This window comes from Neobacillus drentensis (assembly GCF_036965245.1).
GTDB lineage: Bacteria > Bacillota > Bacilli > Bacillales > Cytobacillaceae > Neobacillus > Neobacillus drentensis_G.
Window position 1 is genome coordinate 43,415 of record NZ_JBALPG010000043.1, and the last position, 23,393, is coordinate 66,807.

The 23,393-nt window shown below is 36.1% G+C and carries 19 protein-coding genes and 1 pseudogene; 12 read left to right on the forward strand and 8 right to left on the reverse strand.

The genetic code is table 11. From position 1 onward, the window contains the following. Positions 1–350 precede the first annotated feature (350 nt). The 5 genes and pseudogenes from V7150_RS10695 (at position 351) to V7150_RS10715 (ending at position 3,013) form a co-directional block, all read left to right on the forward strand. Positions 351–1,235: a hypothetical protein gene (locus V7150_RS10695; protein WP_335517423.1), complete on the forward strand. Its 885-nt coding sequence runs from the start codon at positions 351–353 to the stop codon at positions 1,233–1,235. A 177-nt stretch (positions 1,236–1,412) separates the two neighbouring features. Further along, positions 1,413–1,535, forward strand: a pseudogene (locus V7150_RS10700) (hypothetical protein); the annotation flags it as partial. 125 nt (positions 1,536–1,660) lie between these two features. Continuing rightward, the gene (locus V7150_RS10705; protein ID WP_335517425.1) at positions 1,661–1,936 is read left to right on the forward strand and encodes a site-specific integrase; all 276 of its coding nucleotides are present in this window, start codon (positions 1,661–1,663) and stop codon (positions 1,934–1,936) included. A gap of 49 nt (positions 1,937–1,985) precedes the next feature. Beyond that, positions 1,986–2,633, forward strand: a complete 648-nt coding sequence (locus V7150_RS10710; protein WP_335517428.1) for a hypothetical protein — start codon at positions 1,986–1,988, stop codon at positions 2,631–2,633. A 119-nt stretch (positions 2,634–2,752) separates the two neighbouring features. Next, positions 2,753–3,013 carry a hypothetical protein gene (locus V7150_RS10715; RefSeq protein WP_335517432.1) on the forward strand — a complete coding sequence of 87 codons (261 nt, stop codon included), beginning with the start codon at positions 2,753–2,755 and terminating at the stop codon, positions 3,011–3,013. Here V7150_RS10715 and V7150_RS10720 read toward each other — a convergent pair. Genes V7150_RS10720 through V7150_RS10735 form a run of 4 tightly spaced genes read right to left on the reverse strand, consistent with a single transcriptional unit; the run spans position 3,003 to position 5,946 of the window. Continuing rightward, the gene (locus tag V7150_RS10720; protein WP_335517435.1) at positions 3,003–3,239 is read right to left on the reverse strand and encodes a DUF5348 domain-containing protein; all 237 of its coding nucleotides are present in this window, start codon (positions 3,237–3,239) and stop codon (positions 3,003–3,005) included. The two genes, V7150_RS10715 and V7150_RS10720, sit on opposite strands and share 11 nt — an antisense overlap. Beyond that, positions 3,236–4,036 (reverse strand): ExeA family protein, encoded by an 801-nt coding sequence (locus V7150_RS10725; protein WP_335517438.1) that lies wholly within the window; start codon positions 4,034–4,036, stop codon positions 3,236–3,238. The genes V7150_RS10720 and V7150_RS10725 overlap by 4 nt, the downstream gene beginning before the upstream one ends. Then, entirely contained in the window at positions 4,029–5,384 is a 1,356-nt protein-coding gene (locus V7150_RS10730; protein ID WP_335517440.1) for a DDE-type integrase/transposase/recombinase, read from the reverse strand. Before V7150_RS10730 ends, V7150_RS10725 begins: the two co-directional genes overlap by 8 nt. A gap of 40 nt (positions 5,385–5,424) precedes the next feature. Next, positions 5,425–5,946, reverse strand: coding sequence for a DUF6431 domain-containing protein (locus V7150_RS10735; RefSeq protein WP_335517511.1), 522 nt, complete (start codon positions 5,944–5,946; stop codon positions 5,425–5,427). Between the two features lie 549 nt (positions 5,947–6,495). Here V7150_RS10735 and V7150_RS10740 point away from each other — a divergent pair. From V7150_RS10740 to V7150_RS10755, 4 genes are all read left to right on the forward strand, one after another. Continuing rightward, positions 6,496–7,347: an alpha/beta fold hydrolase gene (locus V7150_RS10740; protein WP_335517443.1), complete on the forward strand. Its 852-nt coding sequence runs from the start codon at positions 6,496–6,498 to the stop codon at positions 7,345–7,347. Between the two features lie 291 nt (positions 7,348–7,638). Next, on the forward strand, positions 7,639–8,481 hold the full coding sequence (gene licT, locus V7150_RS10745; protein WP_335517445.1) for a BglG family transcription antiterminator LicT: 843 nt from the start codon (positions 7,639–7,641) through the stop codon (positions 8,479–8,481). 114 nt (positions 8,482–8,595) lie between these two features. Beyond that, positions 8,596–10,509, forward strand: a complete 1,914-nt coding sequence (locus tag V7150_RS10750) for a beta-glucoside-specific PTS transporter subunit IIABC (RefSeq protein ID WP_335517448.1) — start codon at positions 8,596–8,598, stop codon at positions 10,507–10,509. 77 nt (positions 10,510–10,586) lie between these two features. After that, entirely contained in the window at positions 10,587–12,017 is a 1,431-nt protein-coding gene (locus V7150_RS10755) for a 6-phospho-beta-glucosidase (RefSeq protein ID WP_335517451.1), read from the forward strand. A 402-nt stretch (positions 12,018–12,419) separates the two neighbouring features. Here the strand turns inward: V7150_RS10755 and V7150_RS10760 are convergent, their stop codons facing one another. The 3 genes from V7150_RS10760 to V7150_RS10770 all read right to left on the reverse strand — a co-directional run bounded on the left by V7150_RS10760 (position 12,420) and on the right by V7150_RS10770 (position 16,200). After that, a complete protein-coding gene (locus V7150_RS10760; protein WP_420490274.1) occupies positions 12,420–13,643 on the reverse strand; it encodes an L-lactate MFS transporter in 1,224 nt (407 codons plus the stop codon). A 134-nt stretch (positions 13,644–13,777) separates the two neighbouring features. Then, positions 13,778–14,542: a LytR/AlgR family response regulator transcription factor gene (locus V7150_RS10765; protein ID WP_335517454.1), complete on the reverse strand. Its 765-nt coding sequence runs from the start codon at positions 14,540–14,542 to the stop codon at positions 13,778–13,780. Beyond that, positions 14,539–16,200: a sensor histidine kinase gene (locus V7150_RS10770; RefSeq protein WP_335517457.1), complete on the reverse strand. Its 1,662-nt coding sequence runs from the start codon at positions 16,198–16,200 to the stop codon at positions 14,539–14,541. Before V7150_RS10770 ends, V7150_RS10765 begins: the two co-directional genes overlap by 4 nt. An 899-nt stretch (positions 16,201–17,099) precedes the next feature. On the opposite strand from V7150_RS10770, the gene glf reads away from it, so the two are divergent. From glf to brnQ, 3 genes are all read left to right on the forward strand, one after another. Continuing rightward, positions 17,100–18,242 carry a UDP-galactopyranose mutase gene (gene glf, locus V7150_RS10775; RefSeq protein WP_335517460.1) on the forward strand — a complete coding sequence of 381 codons (1,143 nt, stop codon included), beginning with the start codon at positions 17,100–17,102 and terminating at the stop codon, positions 18,240–18,242. A gap of 225 nt (positions 18,243–18,467) precedes the next feature. After that, positions 18,468–19,181: a DUF707 domain-containing protein gene (locus V7150_RS10780; protein WP_335517463.1), complete on the forward strand. Its 714-nt coding sequence runs from the start codon at positions 18,468–18,470 to the stop codon at positions 19,179–19,181. Positions 19,182–19,526: 345 nt separating this feature from the next. After that, positions 19,527–20,867, forward strand: coding sequence for a branched-chain amino acid transport system II carrier protein (gene brnQ / locus V7150_RS10785; protein WP_335517465.1), 1,341 nt, complete (start codon positions 19,527–19,529; stop codon positions 20,865–20,867). Between the two features lie 813 nt (positions 20,868–21,680). Here brnQ and V7150_RS10790 read toward each other — a convergent pair. Next, positions 21,681–23,093, reverse strand: coding sequence for a glutamate decarboxylase (locus V7150_RS10790; protein WP_335517469.1), 1,413 nt, complete (start codon positions 23,091–23,093; stop codon positions 21,681–21,683). Between the last annotated feature and the right edge of the window lie 300 nt (positions 23,094–23,393).

The following is a 23,393-nucleotide window of genomic DNA, read 5'->3' on the forward strand; positions in this document are numbered from 1 at the left end:
AAAAATAATCCCGTTGAATCATGAACTAGTAAATATTTACACATAAACAGCTACAAATTAGTAGGATGCTTATGGAAACAATGATGGAGATAAAAAATCTGATGATTCTAGACCATGGAAGGGCTTTGTAGCAGGAATGGTAATTGCGGTTGGTGGATTATCTATTTGTAAACATCATTTGTTTTTGTTTGAAATTATTTACATTGTTTTAGTTAATCTCAAGAAACAATGTACAATTAAGGGAAGAACAGGATAAAGAGCCGAAATCTACCGTTCAAGCGAAAAAGCACCTAGTGAGTACAAATTTCAGTTTCATAAACTGTTCTTGACCAAGTAAGAAGGTGATACTATTGGTAAGGCATATACAAGCCATTCGTAAATTAAACATTGACCATATTGCAGGAAAACATGACACACATAATATCTTCATAGATTACGATGGTAATCTGGTTTTGCTAACTTCGGTTAAAAAAAGAGATATTCACCATCATTCAATTTTTTATGTTACAGAATGGGCAGTACAGAAAATAATAATTCCTCCTTCACAAGAGCCTCTTCACTATGCTCAGCCATTAGGAGACAATTGGCTGCTTGTAAATGCCCGTGCAAAGAATGATACAACACATAATGCCTTTGTTTACGATGATACTCAGAATTTAATGTCTTCTTTTCATATGGGTGATGGAATAGAAGATGTTCAAACTACTAAGAATGGTGATATTTGGACTAGCTATTTTGATGAAGGAGTGTTTGGAGATTCTATCGGAGCAAGCGGGTTACTTTGTTTTGATAAAAAAGGGGTTAAAATTTTTGATTTTGTAAAATTTATTCAGACTCCTAGCAATAATGAAATTCCTTTCATAGATGACTGTTATGCTTTGAATGTTTCCTCAAATCAAACTGTATATTTGTATTACTATTCGGACTTCCCTCTGGTAGCACTACATAACAAGACTGATTATGAGTTATTCAACCATGAACAGTTCCAAGAGTCGCCAATCGTAGGGAGCAAAGCCTTTTCAATTTGGAAAGATTATATCCTATTTGGACATGGTTATGATGTTAAAGGAAAAATTCATCTTTATTCCTTACAAAATAAGAAAATCCAAAGCTATCTTCCTGTAACTGAAGAGAATGACATCATTAACTATGATTATGCAGTAGGGCGAAAGCATAAGCTGTTTTTAGTTTGTAAAGATGACGTTTATCATGTGGATATTCGAGATGTAATTTAAGAAGCTTTACTACATTGAAAACTGGTTTGAAATAAAGGTTATTTGTTTAAAGAGTACTACCTTCTATGACTGCTTTATAGTTATCCACCACTACTTTATAATTTGAAATGAAGCTTTATCACGAGAAGTGGTTAGTGCTAATTGAATACAAGTAATACATGACTATATCAATGCTTCGCTGAATCTGTTGCGGCTATGTTCTTAACAACTGAAGCAGTTGTTGCTGACAAGCCAGAACCTGCTGGTCAAGGCGGCATGCCTGATATGAGTGGCATGGGCGGAATGGGCGGATTGATGTAAGGCTTTTGAGCCTTGCATCTGAGAAATAGTTAACGCTATTTTTCGCCCATTTTGAGAACTGGTCACGTAAATGACTTTTTTCTAAAGAATAGACTACTTCCTAAAAACAAGGAGGTAGTCTTTTTATGTTGTTGAAATTCGGGTATCAAGACTTTTTGGATGATAGACGTTTTAAAAACACAACTGAGACAAACATTAGAAATTACAAAACACTGCTTGGTGAATTTGTGGACTATTGCATCGAGAATGAGGTTGTAAACGTCGAAGACATAACTTACAGTCATGTACGTCAACATCTTTTAGAATGCCAAGAACGGGGCAATAAGGCAGGTACTATCAACACCAATTCACTTGTTGAAAATGAATCGATATATTTTGAGGTTATTGGTATAATTATGTAAATATTACTTCAAGAAATAATGCCATATATTCAAAAAGGGGGTGAGAAAGTTGAATATTGAAAAATTATTTATTAAAAAGGTTACGGTAGATGATGATTTCAATTATAAGGCTCTTTATAACGATAGCAGAGGAGCAGTCTTTAAAGATGAATATAAGGCTTTAATAAGAGAAGCTATCTCCAAAAAGATAATTACAGTGGAGAAATTTATTATTGCTGAAAATATCCAAGATGAATTATACAAAATAAGTGATACTAAAGGCTTTGAATACACTTTGATTGAGTGCTTAAAAAATTATCATAATGAATCTGATTATTTAATTGCTCCACTTATTTTCTTATTAAAGAAATTAGACCCTGACTTCACACTTAGTGACAACGAAGGGAAATTGAAAATCTCATCTAATTTAATTGAAGTAGAACTTTGTCCAAGAATTGATGGAAAGAATGCTGAGCCTAGAATATTTTTCCCTAAGGAGAAAATTTCTATCTCTTCAACAAATGATGATGTTGAAAACTTGGGGGATATATTAGCCGTTAAAGGTGTAAAGGTCTATATTTTAGGTACAGATGACCGTTCGAATGTTATTTATGCATATAAGGTAAACAGGGATGACAGGTATTTTGAGATAGCAGAAGTTTATAAAGATAATGTGAGGATGGAACTATTTGATAAAATTAGAAAATATGAGATTTAAGTACGTTTCAGAATCTATTTAACAATATAACAAGGGTCTCCTTTTTAAAAAAATTTAAATTCTGAAATCTAAAAAGTGGAGTTCATTAAACAGACAAATAGTAAAAGGGGGTTTTCCTTTTGTTCAAAAATCTAATATATTTTGATTCAAACAGAGTAGCTGATTATGTAGCTGTACTAGAAGGTAAAAAACATGTAGCAATTAAAAATGTAAAAGTAAGTTCAGGTAAATCGCTAAGTGCTAAAGTACCCATACTGTTAATGACGTTCTATAATGTCAAGAAATTGACGGAACCTTTTGTCCGTAATCTGACGGGAATATTAACCGAAAGAAAGGGGAAGCCTATACTTTCTCTAGCTTCCCCTTCACCTAAATATTAACTTGATAGGTTTCATTTTGCTTCAAATAAAATTTTGTATCATTCCTACCAACGATAATATACCAATCTCTTCCAAGTTCCATGCGGCAGGAAAGCTTCCTTCCATCACCGAGGTGAAGATCAAACCAATCGCCACAGCGCACCTTGTATCCTGTATTATCACCCCAGAAAACCACCCAACAATCGAGATCCTCATTAAACTTCATTTTTTTCCAGCGGCTCTTCATGACAGTTCCCCCTGAATGACATGCTTAATCATATGATCATCAATTATTCGGCGTCCGTTTTGAGCTCCATAAAGTAAGCTGTGTGTACAAACTTTATTAATAAGCCTTGGGGTTCCGCCGGAAAATCGATGAATTTCCTCCAAAGCACCATCTGAAAAGATTTGTTGGTCAATTCCTGAATATTCTAGATGTCGTGAGACATATGCATCTACTTGTGCGTGATCATAGTGACTTAATTTAAACTGAATATCGATTCTTTGACGTATGGCAGAGTATGATTGAAGACGCAGACGATCCCATAATTCACTTTGGCCCACAAGGATAAGAGCCATCGGGCTTTGTGCATCCATCTTGAAGTTGAGTAAAAATCTAACTTCCTCAAGCATTTCACGATCTAATAGGTGTGACTCATCAACCACAACTACAGGCTGAATTCCATGAATACCTCTCATTAATTCAATTTCTCGATGGAGTTGTCGTTTGGCATCGCCTCTATAAAACTTCGATTCCGATCCTAGCTGTTCTAACAAACCTTTATAAAAATGCCTAGGTGTTAGTTTTGAATCGGATAAATAAAGCACTTGAAATTTCCCTTGATCAAGGCCATCTACAAATTTCCGAATTGTGGTTGTTTTCCCAGTTCCGCAATCCCCAGTTAAAACGGCAAATAGCTGCCTCTCTGCCGTATACTTTAATCGGCCTAAAACTTCTTGCATCGTAATGGAATCATAAAGTTGAGTAGTAGGCACATCTCTTGTAAAAGGGGTATGTTTCATTCCATAAAAAGCCTCAAACATCTTCGCCATCCTCCTTCCAGACAGCACGGAAAGAAACGGCAGGAGCTTGTTCGATTTTTCTTTCTTTATGTTTCTGTTCGGCAGCTTTAAGTAATCTGGAAGAATCAGCTTCAAGTGATTGGAGGTGTGAAGGCAATGTTGGTCGCTTTCCAGATCTTTCTCCAATCACAAGCTTTTTTGCTCTCCAAGGGGAATAACCTTCGTATTCAATTGTTAACTCCTCCAAATCCGCAGGATCATAGACAACATCTACTTGACGACCAATAAAAGAAAGACCAACCTCATATTTCTGATCCATAAAACTAATACACCCCGACTTATCTACTTTCCTCGTCTCACAATGCAAGAAAGCATTCGCTAGTTTATCAGGACCAATAAATCGAAGTGCTTTTTTATCGCTTCGAAAAGCAGTTTCAGGGCTAATGTTCTCACCAAGACCAGAATGTGGTTTATTTTGATAACACTCTGAAAGCCATACTTGAAAAAGCTCATTCAATCGATCTAAGGAATTAGGCTTTTCAAGGGCCGCTTCACCCAAGAAAGAATCTACAACTCTATTAAAGCGTTCAACTTTGCCTTTTGACTCAGCCGCATACGGTTTTGCATAGATCAGTCTTGTCCCTAATTTGGAACAAGTACGAGACATCCACTTGTTTCGATACTGTTTTCCATTATCAAAGTAAACAGCTTCAGGGACACCATATTTTTGAATAGCATTTCGAAAAGCATCCTCTATAATCCTAGAATCAAGGGTAGGATAGAAGGCTCCATGCAGAATAAATCGAGTTGCATCGTCTATTATAGCGACTAAGTAAACCTGCTTCTTGGTCCCATTTGGCCCAATGGGCAAATAAGGTCCAAATTTAATATCCGATTGCCACAGTTGGTTACGGTGACGCTTTTGAAATCGTCTAGCTGCTATTCCTGTTTGAGAGTAGAGCCTCATTTGCCGAGAACTGTATCCTCTTTCAGTTAACTTTTCTTGAAGTGTAGAACGTTTCAGCTGCCCTGGTTGAGCCAAGCCCTCCCACTCAAGTATTTGAATAATTTGTGCAACACTTCTAGTAGGAGCTTCTTTTCGAAGGAGAATCGCTTGTTCCAATAAATGCAGGGGAATGGCCTCTTTTTTCATTTTTCCCGAGATTCCTTTTGGCTTTAGCCCTTTAAAACTTTCATTCCGATACTGCTCAAGGTAACGTCTAATGGTCCTTTCAGAAAGACCGCTGGTCTTACAGATATGGTTTTTCAATTCTTTTGCTTTTCCAGCATCTAGCCCTTCCGCCAAAAGAGGGGCAATGAGCTGGAACCTTTGTACTGCAATTTCTTCTGCCTTTTTTTGATCTCTCATGATAACACTCCCTAACATATGTGATTATCATGAGTGTAAATCAGCTATCTTCGGACAAGAATGCAGAACGGGTCTGTAGCCACAAATTAAAATTCACAATCGGACGGACAATTCTCTCCAGCCATCTGGGGGCATTCCCCACCAGTCGTCCTATTCTACGAAGTGCAGTCTCTGAATTTGCGGACGTCAAATTCAAAGGGATCTTATCCTGTTTAGTTCGAAGCACAATGGATAGGAGGCAATTAGCCCAGTAATCTACGAAATAATTAAACCATTCAAACCAACGAAATAAAGTAGATTCATCAGCTGGAACATCATGTGTAGAAGGGTTCGAAAGAACCGACTCTATACACTCTGCGCTATATCTCTTATATGGGACTAAGAAATCTGGTAATTCATGATGAATCCGGCCACATTGATCACAACCTAATCGTCGGATATTATATACTTTTGTCTCTCCAGAACTTTCTCTTGATTTTCTTTCCCTAGTACCAGTTACACTCATGCTTTTTCCGCAACAGGGAGAAGGAATCCTCCCCGCACCTCTAACCAAAAACTCCATTGTTTTCAATTAGTTTATAATCTGATACAATAATCATATGGTTTTTTTAGGGGACGTCTCCCGTATATCTGTTGGCGCAGATATACATTATGGGAGGCGTCTTTTCCTTTCTCCAGAATTATAAATGTCGAAATGTTTCGAATCATGTACACATGGACATTATAACCGTCTAATTCTGGACAGGCAACACCGTCAACTTTCGGTCATTTTGGGATGGCAATAACATTTAAGTCCAACTTTTCATATGTTTTTTAATGGTAGGGTCATTTAAAAAAAGAAACCTATGATATTACTGTGGGTCTCAAATCACTTTGAACATATGTTTTACTTATCTGACAAACAAGGTTCCACATATTTGTAATATATTTGTCATTTTGATCTATGCTAATGTATCTTTAATTAAAGGCAAGCTTAATTGAGGTGATGTAAAGTGTTAGATCGTTCCATGGAGAATGTAATGGAATTAAAAGAAGAAAGGAAGTGGTGTAGAGGGGAGATATTACTTTATCAGTAGTTCTTCTCAATAAAAAAGAAAAGAGGACAATTACAATGAACAAATATCAAAGTATAAGCAGTAATGGATTTAAACTGAACTATTGTGTAAAGGGAACTGGAAAACCGATATTAGTGGTAGGCAGCAGTATTTATTATCCTCACCTATTCTCGGAAGATTTATATGAAACATTCCAGTTTATTTTTCTTGATCATAGAGGTTTTGTTAAGCCGCCCCGGGTTCTAGAAGCAGAAGATTATACATTGGACAAAGTGTTAGATGACATAGAAATAGCACGACAAACTCTTTGTATAACAGATTTCATTATTTTAGGGCATTCAGGACACGCTTTCATGGCTTTGGAATATGCAAGAAAATATCCTGAACATGTCCAAAAAGTTGTCTTGTTAAATTCAGCCCCTTCAAATAGCCAGGAAAGGCAGCGCCAAAGCTTTGCATTTTTTAATGAGACTGTAAGTCCAGAAAGAAAGCGGCAGTTTGAAAAGGATATTGCTCTATTAGAAAGTGACATCAAGAAAGATCCTAAACGGCGATTTGTCCATATGTGCATTCGTATGGGAGCACAAAGTTTTTATGACTATACCTTTAATGCAGCTTATATGTGGGAAGGTGTATGTACGAATATGCCAATCATCGATTATCTGTGGGGAGAGGCGTTCGGAGAGCTAAATCTTATACAGTCACTGAACACTTTCAATAAACCAGTATTTATTGGTTTAGGGAGATATGATTATTTGGTAGCGCCAGTTTCACTATGGGATTCAATTGATGACACATATGAGAACGTGAAGAAAGTGATTTTTGAGCATAGTGGGCATAATCCTATGTTTGAAGAACCTCAATCCTTTGAGAGAGAACTAATCAATTGGATTTTTGAGAGTAAATAAGGATTCAATCCATGGTTCAATGAAAAAACACTAAGTAGATTTTATTAATTTAAAAAAGAGAGTTGAAGAATCCGGTTTCATTCATACAAAAATATTTTTAAAAGAAAGCGTTGACAAATATAGTTTAGGATATTATATTAACAATATAAATCAAGAAAATATTATTGCAAATTACGGATAGTGATTGTTTAATTACAAGCTAGACCTATTTGCACATTAAATTATACGCAGATCTTTGCGTTTATTTAAGTGTGCAGATAGGTCTTTATTTGTAAAAAGGAGTAAAAATTGATGATCATTCGAAAAATCCTTAACAATAATGTGGCGGTATCACGAGATAAGCGGGATCAAGAAGTAATTGTAATGGGCAAGGGAATAGCTTATCAAAAAAAGGTTGGAGACCCCATTGATGAACAAAATATTGATAAGGTATATCCACTGTCTACCAAAGAAGCATTCAACAAGTTCCAAGAACTTTTAACGGAAATTCCTATTGATTACTTTAAAATTAGTAACAAAATTATAGAATCCGCAAAATTATCCTTAGGGAAGAAACTAAATGAAAGTATATACCTTTCTTTAAGCGATCATATTTTTTCAGCTGTAAATCGTTTCAAACAAGGGGTTTTGATAAAAAACGCGCTATTGTGGGATATACAAAGGTTTTATCCTGATGAATATGAAGTGGGACTCTTGGCTCTTAAACTCATTAAGGAACGTTTTGATATTCGTTTTCCAGAGGATGAAGCCGGTTTCATTGCTCTCCATATTGTAAATGCGGAAGATAAGGAAGATACTCAAGACATTTATCAAGTTACTAAGATTATCCAAGAAATTAGTAATATTGTCAGGTATTTTTTTAAAATTGAATTTGATGAAAAATCCGTATATTTCTACCGTTTTATATCGCATTTAAAATTTTTCGCTCAAAGATTAATGAGTGAAAACATGCATGAAAACGAAGGCGATGAGGATTTGCTAGATGTGATTAAACTAAAATATCAAAATGCTTACCAATGTGTAGAAAAAATAGCTACTTTTATTAAAAATAATTATAACTATACACTAACAAATGAAGAGAAGCTCTATCTAACAGTTCATATACACAGAGTTGTATACAAAACAACTTCATGAGCTAAGCATGCCACTCTAAGGAGGTGAGGAGTTACATATAGATTGGATGGTGACATTAAGTTGGCCAAACCTTCATCATACTATTTTTTAAATAGAAAATGGAGGAATAGAAATATGGGAAAGTATGAAAAGTTAGCGAGAGAAATTGTGCATAACGTAGGGGGAAAAGACAATATATCTAGTCTCACCCATTGTGTAACAAGGTTAAGATTTAAGTTGAAAGATGAGTCAATGGCAAACGATGACGTCCTAAAACACATGGACGGTGTGGTGACTGTGATGAAATCGGGCGGACAGTATCAAGTCGTAATTGGAAATCACGTTCCTGACGTGTACACAGATGTTTTGGCCATTGCTAATATAAAAGACAATGAGGATATAGAAGATAATAAAAAACCGAAAAAAGTTCTTGATTCATTTATTGATGTTATTTCAGGCATTTTTCAACCAATTTTAGGTGTAATGTGTGCTGCGGGAATGTTGAAGGGATTTAATATTTTATTTAACGTTTTAGGCTGGTATTCTGCTGATAGCGGTACCTATAAAGTTATTAATTCCATGGGCGACGCTTTGTTTATGTATCTCCCTGTGCTTTTAGGATATACAGCTGCGAAGAAGTTCAAATTGCAACCATTTGTAGGATTATTAATTGGCTTAGCAATGTGTTATCCTTCCATTCAGTTAGATGCGTTATCTGCTTCTGGGAAACCATTAACTACCTTGTTTAGCGGAACTATTTTTAGTTCACCAGTTTACCTTAAGGTTTTTGGAATTCCATTAATAAGTATGAACTACACGTCTACTGTTGTACCAGTTATTTTGATTGTTTATTTTGCATCTAGAATCCAAAAAATATTAGATAAAATTATTCCTGATGTAGTGAAATTTTTCATCGTTCCAATGATTACAATATTTGTCTCATTAACACTCGGATTTTTATTGATTGGGCCAATTGCAACATATGCTTCTGGGGCAATTGCACATGGAATTATAGCAGTTCGTGACTTCAGTCCATTGCTTGCAGGTTTATTGGTCGGTCTATTCTGGCAAGTCCTGGTTATTTTCGGACTCCACTGGGGACTCATACCAGTTTACATTAATAATATCATGACACTTGGCTACGATAATATTATGATTCCCTTTTTTGCAGCTACTTTTGTGCAAACTGCTATAGTACTAGCAATTATATTTAAAACAAAAGATAAGAAATTAAAAGCTTTATGTATTCCCGCTGCTGTTTCTGGAATTTTTGGTATCACAGAACCAGCAATCTATGGTATTACACTACCTCGGAAAAAATTATTTATCATGAGCTGTATTGTTTCAGGGATTGCAGGGGCCTTCTATGGTCATTACAACTTAAGAGAGTTTACGTTTGGGGGAATGGGGATTTTCGAGTTTACCACTATGATTAACCCTAATGATAAAAGTTTAAGTAATTTAATGATCGCTATAATTGGGGTATTGGCTGCAATGGTAATTGCATTTGTCCTTACCATGTTTATTCATAAGGACAATGATGAGAAAGTAACAAACGCCGAAAATGAAGATAAAAACTCTACTAAAGTTATAAAAAAAAGCACGGCATATAGCCCAATAAACGGGATTACTATTCCTTTATCAGAAGTTAAGGATGCCGCTTTTTCCCAAGAATTATTAGGAAAAGGAATTGGTATTGAACCTTTAAAAGGTGAAGTTGTCGCTCCATTTGATGGCACAGTTGCTACTCTGTTCCCTACCAAACATGCCATTGGTTTAGTATCAAATGAAGGTCTGGAAGTATTAATTCACATTGGTCTTAATACTGTTCAATTAAATGGAAAGCATTTTGAAGCTTTTGTGGAACAAGGTGACACTGTGAAAAAAGGGCAGAAGTTGGTAGCCTTTAATATTGAGGAAATTAAAAAAGCAGGATACTCGATTGAAACTCCAATTATTGTTACCAATTCGAATGATTATTTTGAAATCATCGAGACTAAAGAGGTAAAGGTTAATGCAGGTGATGTCTTAATTACAGGAATTGTCTAAGTAGTTTTATGTAGTAAATTTTCTTGATAGAATCATCTTACATTACTGATTGCTCATTTATGAAAGGAGACGATAATATGGGTTTTAGAGAAGATTTTTTATGGGGCGGTGCAACAGCAGCGAATCAATGTGAAGGAGCTTACAACGTTGATGGAAGAGGGCTTGCAAATGTTGATTTGGCACCTATAGGTGATGATAGAGTGGGTGTGATTAAGGGTAAACTGAAAATGTTTGATTTTGACGATCAACATTTTTATCCAGCCAAAGAAGCGATTGATATGTTTCATTATTATAAAGAAGATATTGCTCTATTTGCTGAAATGGGATTTAGGGTCTATCGGTTATCGATTGCTTGGAGCCGAATTTTTCCTAATGGTGACGAGACTGTTCCGAATGAAGCAGGGCTCCGGTTTTATGAGGATTTATTTAAAGAATGTCATAAATACAACATTGAGCCTCTAGTAACGATTACACATTTTGATTGTCCGATGCATCTTGTAAAAGAGTACGGTGCTTGGAGAAATCGAACGTTAATCACTTTTTATGAAAGATTATGTCGAGTGATTTTTAATCGTTTTAAAGGATTGGTAAAATACTGGATCACTTTTAACGAGATTAACATGATCATGGAAGCTCCTTTTATGGCGGCAGGACTTTATTTTGAAGAAAATGAGAATGAAGAGGCTGTCAAATATATAGCAAGTCACCATGAATTAGTAGCTAGTGCCTTAGCTACTAAAATTGCTCATGAAGTGGATCCAGAAAATAAAGTTGGCTGTATGCTAGCTGCTGGTGCTCCGTATCCAAGAACAAGTAATCCAGAAGATGTTTGGAAAGCAAAACAGGTAGAAAATGAGAATTATTTCTTTATTGATGTGCAGGTAAGAGGTGAATACCCCGCTTATGTATTAAAAGCGTTAGAACGAAAGAACATTACTCTGCCATTTGAAGAAGGAGATAAAGAACTCCTGAAAGAACATACAGTAGATTTCATCGGTTTTTCCTATTATTCATCTAGTGTGGTAAGTGCTGATCCTGAATTAACTGATACCATAGGAGGAAATTTATTTCCAACTTTACCTAATCCTTATTTGAAAGCAAGTGAATGGGGCTGGCAAATTGATTCACTCGGATTAAGAATTACGATGAATGCTATTTATGATCGCTATCAGAAACCATTATTTATTGTTGAAAATGGCCTGGGTGCAGTCGATACGCCTGATGAAAATGGTTATGTAGATGATGATTATCGTATAAAATACCTTAGTGAGCATATTAGTGCGATGCGACATGCCGTTGAGTACGATGGTGTAGATTTATTAGGCTATACGGTTTGGGGACCAATTGACATTGTAAGTGCTAGCACAGGAGAAATGAATAAAAGGTATGGCTTTATATATGTGGATAGGGACAATGAAGGTCGTGGCACTTTAAAACGCACAAAGAAAAAATCTTTTGAATGGTATAAGAAGGTTATTAGTAGTAATGGTAGGGATTTAGATTTTTAAATGATTATTAAAGGCAATATGTGAGATTTTAATATTAGCAGGGATCGAACACACACTCTGAAAAGTGAGAAAAATAAACGAATATATTAAATTTTAGAATTTGTAACCGATTATCTAGTATTGATTATCAGAGTATCTTCTTTTATTTGAAATACTATCTTTGATAGGAAAATTTAGTGTTAAATGGTAGCATCGAGGGGAACCGTATCATAAGTAAATGAGGTTTTTGTAGAATTTAAAATTAAAGCCGATTTCTTCAGTAAACAAAAAATCGGCTTTAATTTTTATTGATTTTTTCTCTTAAGTCCCCTCTATATCCTAAATCATTTATGGTTAAATCATTATTATACAGTGAACTGTGAAGGCCATTTTGCAGGGATTAACCAATCTTTGTAGCCGGAATCATGCGGCGTGAGCTTTTTCGTTTCTTTTTTCTTCTTTCAAAACAGATCCTTGATCCGGTGACTTTATTAACAGAGCAATGACTACTGAGACTATACTCAACACTGCAATAAACGTGAAGGTAGGAGCAAAGCCGCCAAGTGCTGTGGCAATAAAAGATCCGGACAATGCACCAATCCCAAACCCTTGATAAATGATCCCATAGTTTTTACTTTGGTTTTTTAAGCCAAAGAAATCGGCAACAATTGCTGGGAAGATGGTTATATTTCCGCCGAAACAGAAAGCAATTCCTGCAACACACGCAAAGAACAATCCATAATTTAGTTTTAGGAAGCTTAAAACAGATACAGCTGCTGCAGTCACCAAAAAAGCGCCGGCTACCACTTTTAAACGTCCAACTTTATCTGATAATGCTCCAAGAATAATGCGGCCAATCGTATTGAAAATCGCTACTAATGCTACGGCATTGGCTGCTGTTGCCACATCCAAACCAGCTAAACTTACACCGATATCTTTTACAATTCCGATTAGATATAAACCGCTCAAACATGCAGTAAAAAACATAATAAACAATAAGTAAGCTTCTTTTGTTTTAAGCATTTCTTTGACTGTGTAGTCTTTAGCCTGTACCCCTTTAACGGACTGGGACTGGCTTGATACCTGTGCCTCGCGAATTAAGAATGAACCGACCATAACCATAATCATCACGATTATGCCCCAGTATAAAAATGTATTAGATACGCCAACGTTCTGAATTAGTGATCCGTTAATGTATTTGAATAGCAAACTGCCTGTTCCATAAGCACCTACAGAAATTCCGGAAATAAGCCCTTTTTTCTCCGGAAACCATTTAATAAGATTTGACAGTGATGTGATGTAAGCAGTACCATCGGCAAATCCTACCACAACACCAGCCATGATGTAAAGCATCCATAATTCTGAGATTTGTGAGCTAATGATTAATCCTGCTCCCAAGAAAATGCCTGCAGTTGCGATTAAGCGGCGAATCCCCCAGCGATCCTGGAGTTTGCCGGCAAACAGTGTTGAAAAAGCTAAAGCAAAGCTTGTAATTGAAAAAGTAATGGCTACCGAGTTCAATTGCCAGCCAAAGCGATCAACCAATGGTTGGTTAAATAAGCTCCATGTGTAAATAGTTCCCAACCCCATTTGAACAATAATAGTTCCTATAACAATCAGCCAGCGATTACTTGTTTGTGAATTCATGTTAATCTCCCCTTCTAACTTACAAGGCCAATGCAGCCTCTTGGTAGATTGCGTTTACAAGAAGATCATAACACTAAAAAAAATTATGAAATTGTATTCAGAACCAAATGCTTAAAGAATGGAATGAATTGCAGTTAAAATCGCATAATTTGTCGAAACTCTTTTACTTTGCTCCGGCTTACAGGAATCTCAGCATTAAAGTCCTTAAGATGAATAATATAGGTTTGATTAAACCAAGGGACGATTTCACGGATTTTGGATAAATTCACTGTATAAGATCGATGGCAGCGAAAAAAAAGATTCTGGGGCAGAGCAGAATGGAATTCTGATATACTCATTGGCATCGTATATTCTTCATGAAATGTATAGACCAGTGTGACCTTTTCGCTCGCCATCGCGTAATAAATATCATTTACATCTGTGACGATTATTTTATCGTTTTTTCGCAAGTTTACTCGGACATCCGTTCCCAGACCTTTGAAAGAATCCTTTTTTTGGAAAGAAAACTCCTCTTCTTTATCTGTTTGATTTAAATCACGTAAAAAAGCAGCCTCGAGCTTATGCAACATGGAAGCAATCCGCTTCTCATCATATGGCTTGAGGATGTAATCAAAGGCTTCAAGTTCAAATGCCTGAGCCGCATGCTCTTTGTATGCTGTTGTAAAGATAATATAGGGTTTTTTTGCAAACTTACTTATATTGCCTGCCAGCAGCATCCCATCGAGGGAAGGAATGTTGATATCAAGAAAAATAGCATCTGTTTCATTTTCTTGTAAAAATTTTAGGACATCTAATCCATCTTCAAAGCAATTAGTTACTTGAATGCTGCTATATGCATCAATCAAATATTTTAATTCTTCTCTTGCAGGAAATTCATCCTCAACAATGATTGCTTTCATTTTTTCTCCTTTACAATATCAAAATAAACTTCAGTACCCGGGGATAACCTTTTGATGATTAATCCTTTACCATAAATCAATTTAACACGCTGATGGACATTATATAATCCGATATTCTTTGCAGGAACATCATCGCGGTACAAATTCTTTACCACTTCATCTGCTATCCCTGCTCCCGTATCCTTTACGCTAATACGGACTTTATCACCCAAATCATTCACAGCAATTGTGACAGTACCAGAACCCTTTGTTTTTAGTATGCCATGAATAATTGCATTTTCGACCAGCGGCTGAATAAGCAGACTAGGAAGTTTTATTTTTACGTTTTCAATATCATATTCCACCTGAAGTTTAGAGCCAAAACGGGCCTTTTCAATTTCTATATAATCATGTACCTGTTGTAATTCGTCATGAATATCGATAAATTCATCGCTTAACTCCAGATTGTAGCGCATATAGCTTGATAAAGTAATAATCAACTCGCGAGCTTTTTCTGGATTACGCCGGGTTGTCGACGCAATGGCATTCAGAGCATTGAAAAGAAAATGCGGGTTAATTTTTGTTTGCAGCGCCTTTAGTTCTGCTTTGTTGGCCGCCTCCTTAATCTGTTCGACACGGGATATCTCCATAAGGGTGGAAAAAATTTGTGACAAACCAATTGCCATCGTTTGCAAAGGATAGGTCATTTTGGAGGCTTTGCGGTAATAAATTTTGAGAGCTCCCGTGACTTCCCCACGCTCTTCAAACGGCATGATGAGCAGGGACTGAATCTCAGGAGTTTGTTGGTCAGTCACATGGTTTCTAATTGTGATTTCACCGCTACGGATCGTTGCTTTTGTTAGATCACTGAGGATTTCTTGTCCTTGCTTATAGCGTTCTTCACCAAAGCCGACATATGCAAGGACAATTTCAGTATCGGTTATAGCCACTGCATCGGCATGAATTTGATCTTTGATGATTGTACAAATTTTTTTCAACGATTCTGTATTGATCGAACGAAAATAAGGCAATGTTTTATTCGCAATGTCCAATGCTAACTTTGCTTGTTTAGCAGCAATCCTTTCCTTTTCATCTTCTACACTCATTACCAATAAAACAATCAAGCCGACATTGACTTCGCCTGCAATCATTGGAAAGCCAATTTTTGATACAATATCCAGGCCAAGTTTAAAGGGGTCTGCCATAGCAAGTATCAATAGCATGGTAAGGACTTCGCAGCTCATACCTGCAGCAATCCCGTAAATCCAACGCTGCGATTTTTTTACTTTAAGGTTAATATACCCGGATGCTATCCCGGCAATAATACTTGTAATCAGGCATGGAACGGATGTTACTCCACCGATATCAATTAAATAGCGATGCACACCTGAAACAATACCGGTAATGATCCCTATCCATGGCCCGAATAATATACCCCCGGATATGACAGCGATAATTCTAACATTGACTAAAGAACCTTCTACATTAATTCCGGTATAGGTTCCAAAAATGGCAAATAAACAAAAGATAAGAGTGATGACAATTCTCTCTGAAAGCGAGTGCTGTTCTTTATGGAGATACTCTTTAAACCTGGGAACCCTTGTTAAAAAAAACAAGCAAATTAGCAATAGTGCCGCCCGTTCAAAAATATCGATTAGCATTTCTAATTGTGGATTCATCTTAAGTTCCTTTCCAAATGATTATATTTAGCATATTTTTAGTATGGTACAATACTAAAACAAGAAAGCATATGTTTTTGTTTAAATAAAGTAAAAGGGGATATTACTGCAACGAAATAATATATGATGTTGAACTTGAGCTTCCAATGAGGTAATTGGATGGGGTACCAATATTAAGTATGCTGATGATTTAAAGTTGATTTCAGAAAGGAAGAAGGAAGAAATAAAAGTACCAACAAGCAAGAAATAATGGAGCTTAATTCCCTACTTATTGTTATACCAAATAAAGATTTGAATTGAAAACCTCATTTAGATACGTTACGGTGAACCGTATCATAAGTAAATGAGGTTATTAAAAGTACAAAAAATTAAGTAGGGGGTCTTTTTAACCATTTAATGTTCAGTTAAAAAACCTCTACTAATATCTAAATGTGAATCCTTCCGACTTTTAACTTAGAGTGGAAGGATTCGATTCTGTATTATCATGGCATTTTCCTTTTCGGAAGCTTGTGATAAATGCCTTTTTCTATAGCTATTTCATGAAATACTTTTTATTTATAAACAGCACCTTGGCCACTATGTTAATCAAACGGATAAGTAACTTCCGTATTCATTACAAATTCACTCTAAGTCATCCCATTACCCCCCTCTTTAACATCAGTATATAATGTTCCACTTCTAATAGTCCCTAGCTTGAGATTCTCAGATATAGCAGTAGATTAGGTATAATCGTTTATTTATCTGAAAAATTCATCATACATCCAATCCAATTAATATTTAAGGAATATATTGATAGAAACGTTTAAAGAATGTATAAAATTCGATTCATCTTATTTTGACAGTTCGATGACAAATAAAATAAAGGGATGTAATTTGTATAGAAAGGTGGTTATTTAGTTTTGAAGATTGATTGGGTTATTGTTGGGGCCGGTTTTACTGGCGCAACGTTGGCTGAACGAATTGCATCCCAACTAGACCAAAAGATATTATTAGTTGAACGCAGAAATCATATAGGTGGTAACTCATATGATTGCTATGATAAGGAAGGGATATTGATCCATAAATATGGGTCACATACTTTCCATACAAACTCAAAATTGGTTTGGAATTATCTTTCCAAATTTACAGAATGGAGACCGTACTTTCATGAAGTGCTTGTTGTAGTTGATGGAAAAAAAGTACCTGTTCCATTCAATCTCAATTCTATATATGCTCTGTTTCCAAAAGAGTACGCAGAAACTCTTGAAAAACTGCTGATCCAACATTTCGGTTTTGGAACAAAAGTACCTATTTTGAAGCTGAGAGAAAGCTCTAGTGGGGATCTGAGCTTTTTGGCGGATTATATCTATAAAAAAGTTTTCCATAAATATACACTAAAGCATTGGAATCTAAAGCCTGAGGAACTTGATCCTTCAGTCACCGCAAGAGTACCAGTTCATATTAGTAGGGACAACCGTTATTTTCAAGATACTTACCAAGCTATTCCAATACCAAGTTATGAATCCCTCTTTAAACGGATGTTAAACCATCCTAATATCAAAATTTTATTAAATACTGATTATCGTGAAATTATAGATGATGTTAAATTTAATCGAATGATTTATACCGGTCCCATAGATGCCTTTTTTGATTATAAGCATGGAGAACTTCCATATCGGAGTCTTCATTTCGATTTTGTTACGAAAAATCAGGAATACTTTCAAGAAGCGGGAACGATTAATTATCCTAATGAATATGACTTTACTCGTATACTTGAGCAAAAGCACCTCACTGGTCAAATATCTCCAAAGACAACCATAACGTATGTATATCCTCAAGATTACCTTATCGGAATAACTGATCCTTATTACCCTATACCAAAAAAGGAGAATCGCGAACTTTATCATCAATATCTCAAAGAGGCGGAACAAATTAAGGATAAAGTACTTTTTGCGGGGCGACTTGCAGACTATAAATATTACAATATGGATCAAGCAGTAGCACGTGCCTTAAACTTATTTAAGGAAATTTCAGGAGAAAGTAAAAAAGATAGTTCATTTTGAAATTACCTCGTGGCAAAATTCAAAGAATTGAATAAGTAAGTTTCATTGTAGAACGATGGAGACACATGGGCAGTAATGCAAGAAAAAGAGTTCATGGAGGGGTTGTACCTAACGACATCATAAGAATATTCAATGATAAAGTAATTGGTTTAAGTAACCTGTGTTACAGAAGGCTTTCAAGTTGTGGCGTTTATTTAATCCTTAATTTAAATTGGGGGGTATTCATTGAATAAAATTGAAAAAAATCGCTATCTCCTTGTATGTAGAGCCGGTGATAATTCCTTGCATAAGTCTTGGATTGAGCCGAAAGACTATAAGAATTTTGACTTGCTTATTGATTATTACGGTGATAAGCCAGATTTATTTGTAAATGATGGGGATTTTTATTACCAAAACAAAGGACCTAGATGGCCTGGGCACTATAACTTATTAAACAATTTAGGGGATTTCTTTTTTAAGTACGATGCAGTTTGTTTTATAGCAGATGACATCTATACTAACGCCTGCACTATTAGTAAAATGTTTGATTTATTTTCAGCACATGATTTATGGTTGGCACAACCTGCTTTAACTCGAGATTCCTTTTTTTCTCATTATATAACACTAGAAAATCCTTTATATATTTTGCGATATACAAATTTTGTAGAAATAATGGTACCCATATTTTCATCTTATGCTTTAAAAATGTGCTGGGAAACCTTCGGGAAGGTTAAATCCGGATGGGGTCTTGACTTCCTTTGGCCAATATTATTAGATAATCCGACAAATAAGATTTCGGTCCTCGATAGTGTTTCCGTAAAACACACAAGACCAGTAAAGAAAGGTAATTTGTATAAAAGTCTAAATGTTTCACCCTTTGAAGAACTAAAGAAAATCCTAAAGGAATATAATTTAAAAAATGAAAAAATTGAATATGGTGGAATTCAAAGACTTCATTAAGAATATTTTATTGGGCTTGGGAGGGTTGACTATTAATGAAATTGAAGATGGCGATGTCATGCTTTTAGACATTTGGTTTAAAAAAACCTCATTTAGGAACATTACGGTGAACCTTACCATAAATAGAGGCGGTTTTATAGAAGCAATAATTTGAGGTGATACAATTTTTTGTATCATCTTTTTAGGTTGATTAATTTTGAAGAGGAAAAAAATGTTTGCTAAGGGGACTCTTTCTAATTTAGTGAAATATATTAGTACTTTTTACTATTTAATACTCAAAATAACGGATACTTGCTAGAATAATTAAGTATTTTCATATAACAATATTCAATCGAGGTGAATTGTTTGAATAAATTAACCAAAAGAGAAGTCATGTTCATCGGGTTTATGTTATTTTCAATGTTATTCGGTGCTGGAAATTTAATTTTCCCTGCCTATTTGGGACAAGCTGCTGGAGAAAATGTATGGCAAGCGGTTAGTGGGTTTATTATTTCTGATGCGGGTCTTACATTATTAGCTTTTATAGCGATTGCAAAATCAGGAACATTCGATGCTTTAACTAATAGAGTTAATCCTATTTTTGCTTTACTATTTCCCATGGCGATTTATTTGTCAATAGGACCTGGACTTGCAATTCCGCGTGCAGGCAGTCTTGCTTATGAAATGGGAGTTAAGCCCTTTTTACCAAATGCAATCGAGTCTTCACCTATCGCACTTTTGGTTTATACAATAGTATTTTTTAGTATCGTCTTTTGGTTTGCAAAATCTCCATCTAAATTAGTAGACAGATTTGGAAAGATTTTAACACCTTCTTTATTAGTATTAATCATGATCGTTTTTATCAAAGCTTTATTTACTGATTTATCCAGCTTTAAAGAAGCTACTTTATCTTATAAAGAGAATCCCATCTCTCAAGGATTTTTAGATGGATATCAAACAATGGATGCCATTGGAGCATTAATTTACGGAATTATATTTACTAATATTTTCAAGAGTAAAAAAATAACCAAGCAATCAATACAAGTTAAATATTTAGCGATAATTGGACTTATTTGCGGTCTGCTTTTAACTATTTGTTATTTTATTATTGCGTACTTAGGAGCTTCCGCTTCAATACCAGGAAAAGTTGATAATGGAGCGATTGTTTTAAGTACTGTATTACAGCAATTGCTTGGACAGAGTGGAATAATTGTTTTAGGATTAATTTTTACACTTGCTTGTTTATGTGTTTGTATAGGATTAATCACATCATGCGCTCAATATTTTTCAAGTATTTTCCCAAAATTATCTTATATAAAATGGGCAATCCTTTTATGTGTGATCAGTGGTTTTGTAGCAAATCTTGGTCTCTCTCAAATATTAAAAGTATCTGTCCCAGTGCTCGGCTTAGTGTATCCAATGGCAATAACATTAATCATTTTAGGTCTATTACATGAGAGATTACCTTTTAATAATCGACCGGTATATGTCATGACAATCGGCCTTGTCGGACTATTTAGCTTAATTGAAATCATCAATTCCACATTTTTAAATGGTTCATTTTCAGATGTATTATCAAATATTCCTTTGCAAAAAAATGGCTTCGGCTGGGTGATTCCTGGTTTGCTAGGTTTAACAATAGGAAGCATTTTTGAAAAATTAAAAGTTAATAAGGAAACGACTATTAAGAAAGCGAAAGCAGCATAAATACTTATTAAATAATTGTAAATCGCACTGTGAATTACATTTGCAAAGTACGGATATAAACAACTTAAATAGGTATTGATAAAAGTAATTTGTGCTATTTGGTAGCATTAAGTTGAGTTTGGTGGCATTTTGGCGGCAAACTAGCTGTTTATTATGTATAGCTATAACAGTTAAAACAGAAAAACCCTTGCCGTAGCAAGGGTTTTTAGACGTCCTAGAGAGGATTCGAACCTCCGACCTACAGTTTAGGAATGTGTAATATTAAACTGTATTATATAGTGAAATGCTTGATTTTATTAGGTTTAGTTTGTTAAATGTTAGGTTGATTATGTTGGGTTTGGGAAGCAATTTGTACTCTTTGGTGGCAGATTGGCTGCAAAATTTATAAGGAAAATCTTGTTTATTTCAGCCTAGGTCATTTAAACATTCAAACTACAATGGATATCTATGATGGGGAAGTAGCATCTTTGGCTTGACTGCTTAGATATATTTGCTTCCCCTGACCAGTATGCTTATCAATCCTGGCATCCATTCGAAATCCCCATCCTTTACCCGTATTAACATATAGAAAACCTCCATTGTGAGATGGTACCAGGGTGCGTTAAACGGTCTAGGTTTCTAACAATGTTTTTCAACAAGGTGTGTATTTAAATTAAGCCTGTAAAGTTTCACCTTTTATAAAAACAAATGGATGTGGGCATAGTTTTGGTTTGACTCTTTTTGAACACCTTCTAAAACTGAGATGATACGGAAGGTATTATGCCAACATAAGGGTCTTGACATAATACCGATGTTCTCTCTGAAGTTTCGACATCAATGGTGATAACCATTGTCATATTTCGTGTCATGTGGTATTGGTCCATCCAGGGAATCCAGAAAGGAAACAGCTTGTGTAAAGTTCATTAAGAACAAGTGAGCCAAGTCCATAGAGAATCCATTTCGAACTACAACGCGCATAATCGTGACATCTTCCATGTCAGGGGGTAAAGGATAAGCCGGCACTTGCCAGCCAAATGTACGCAATTGGCGGGACAAGTCATAAAGATTCCAGTTTGATGTGTAGCCTTCTTTCAGTCGCCATGATAATACCGGAATATCCGACCCGTCAGTAAATAGGTCAAAAGGTCCCATCTCATGAATCGCTTTGCTAAGGAATTGCGCCACTGCCTGAGACGCCTTTTGCACCTCATAGTACCCTTCTTTGCCTAAACGCAAATAGTTATAATATTGCAGGAGTACTTGTGCGCCAGGCCGAGAGAAATTCAGGGCAAACGTCGGCATGTTCCCACCTAAATAGGAAACCCGAAAGATAAGATCCTCAGGGAGATCCTCAGCCTCACGCCAAATGACCCATCCCAGCCCTGGGTAAACTAATCCATATTTATGTCCGGAAACATTGATGGATTTCACCCTGGTCAACTGAAAATCCCAGACTAAGTCCGGCTGAAGGAACGGTGCTATAAATCCTCCTGAAGCAGCATCTACATGTATTGGAATATCAAGATCCGTTCTGGCCTGAAACTCATCTAAGGCTCGCGCAATAGCGGCGACCGGTTCGTAAAGGCCTGTGTAGGTCACCCCAAGAACCGGCACCACACCGATTGTATTTTCATCTACGACAGCGAGTACACCCTCGGGATCCAGATAAGGATGATCCGGGGTAATATTCACAAAACGCGGCTCAACGTCCCAATAGTTCGCAAATTTTTCCCAAACGACCTGAACAGCGGAACTAAATACGATATTTGGCCGGTCAATCGGCTTCCCTTGTTCTTTACGCGCTTTCTGCCAGCGCCTCTTTAACGCAAGACCCCCGAGCATACACGCTTCCGACGATCCCGTTGTCGAAACACCTACAGTATTTTGCGGGGAGGGCGAATGCCATAGATCGGCTAGAATTCGAACACACCGTTCCTCTATCGCCGCTGTCTGCGGGTATTCGTCCTTATCAATCATGTTCTTTTCGACTGATTTGGCATATAAGCGATCTGCGAAGGGTTCCATCCAAGTGGTAACGAATGTTGCAAGATTGAGACGGGCATTTCCATCCAGAGCAATTTCATCGTGGACAATTTGAAATGCAGTTTCTGGCAACATGCCTTGTTCACGCATCCGAAAACGTGGAACGGCCTCTTCTCCTTTGCGGGAGAAGAGAGGATTTACAGAAAATTCGGGAGGCAACATGCTTTGTGTGATTTGCTCGCGGCGCGGGTGCCATTGTTGCATACAATGATCATCTCCTTTACGTAATGTGACTTCTTATGTTGGTTTGTGAATAAATGCCATAAAATATTCATAACGCAGGTATGTCTATAGATGAAGGCGTAATTGTGTGAAGAAAATAAAAACAGTGATCTCAATCCACTAGTTGAATTAAAGTTTAGTAAAATAATACATCACGCCATATCAAAAAACGATGACACGAAAAAATGTCATGCGTTATTGCAACTCAATTACGGCGCCAACAGCTCAGGTAGTAGCCGTATGCGAACGCTCGTCAAAATACTTCCCCAACACCCGTCAAGG

Bases quoted from the DNA above. Each gene is read 5' to 3' on its own strand.
- V7150_RS10705 (WP_335517425.1), top strand. From the start codon at position 1,661: ATGTTGTTGAAATTCGGGTATCAAGACTTTTTGGATGATAGACGTTTT.
- V7150_RS10720 (WP_335517435.1), bottom strand. From the start codon at position 3,239: ATGAAGAGCCGCTGGAAAAAAATGAAGTTTAATGAGGATCTCGATTGT.
- V7150_RS10725 (WP_335517438.1), bottom strand. From the start codon at position 4,036: ATGTTTGAGGCTTTTTATGGAATGAAACATACCCCTTTTACAAGAGAT.
- V7150_RS10730 (WP_335517440.1), bottom strand. From the start codon at position 5,384: ATGAGAGATCAAAAAAAGGCAGAAGAAATTGCAGTACAAAGGTTCCAG.
- V7150_RS10735 (WP_335517511.1), bottom strand. From the start codon at position 5,946: ATGGAGTTTTTGGTTAGAGGTGCGGGGAGGATTCCTTCTCCCTGTTGC.
- V7150_RS10740 (WP_335517443.1), top strand. From the start codon at position 6,496: ATGAACAAATATCAAAGTATAAGCAGTAATGGATTTAAACTGAACTAT.
- licT (WP_335517445.1), top strand. From the start codon at position 7,639: ATGATCATTCGAAAAATCCTTAACAATAATGTGGCGGTATCACGAGAT.
- V7150_RS10750 (WP_335517448.1), top strand. From the start codon at position 8,596: ATGGGAAAGTATGAAAAGTTAGCGAGAGAAATTGTGCATAACGTAGGG.
- V7150_RS10755 (WP_335517451.1), top strand. From the start codon at position 10,587: ATGGGTTTTAGAGAAGATTTTTTATGGGGCGGTGCAACAGCAGCGAAT.
- V7150_RS10760 (WP_420490274.1), bottom strand. From the start codon at position 13,643: ATGAATTCACAAACAAGTAATCGCTGGCTGATTGTTATAGGAACTATT.
- V7150_RS10765 (WP_335517454.1), bottom strand. From the start codon at position 14,542: ATGAAAGCAATCATTGTTGAGGATGAATTTCCTGCAAGAGAAGAATTA.
- V7150_RS10770 (WP_335517457.1), bottom strand. From the start codon at position 16,200: ATGAATCCACAATTAGAAATGCTAATCGATATTTTTGAACGGGCGGCA.
- V7150_RS10790 (WP_335517469.1), bottom strand. From the start codon at position 23,093: ATGCAACAATGGCACCCGCGCCGCGAGCAAATCACACAAAGCATGTTG.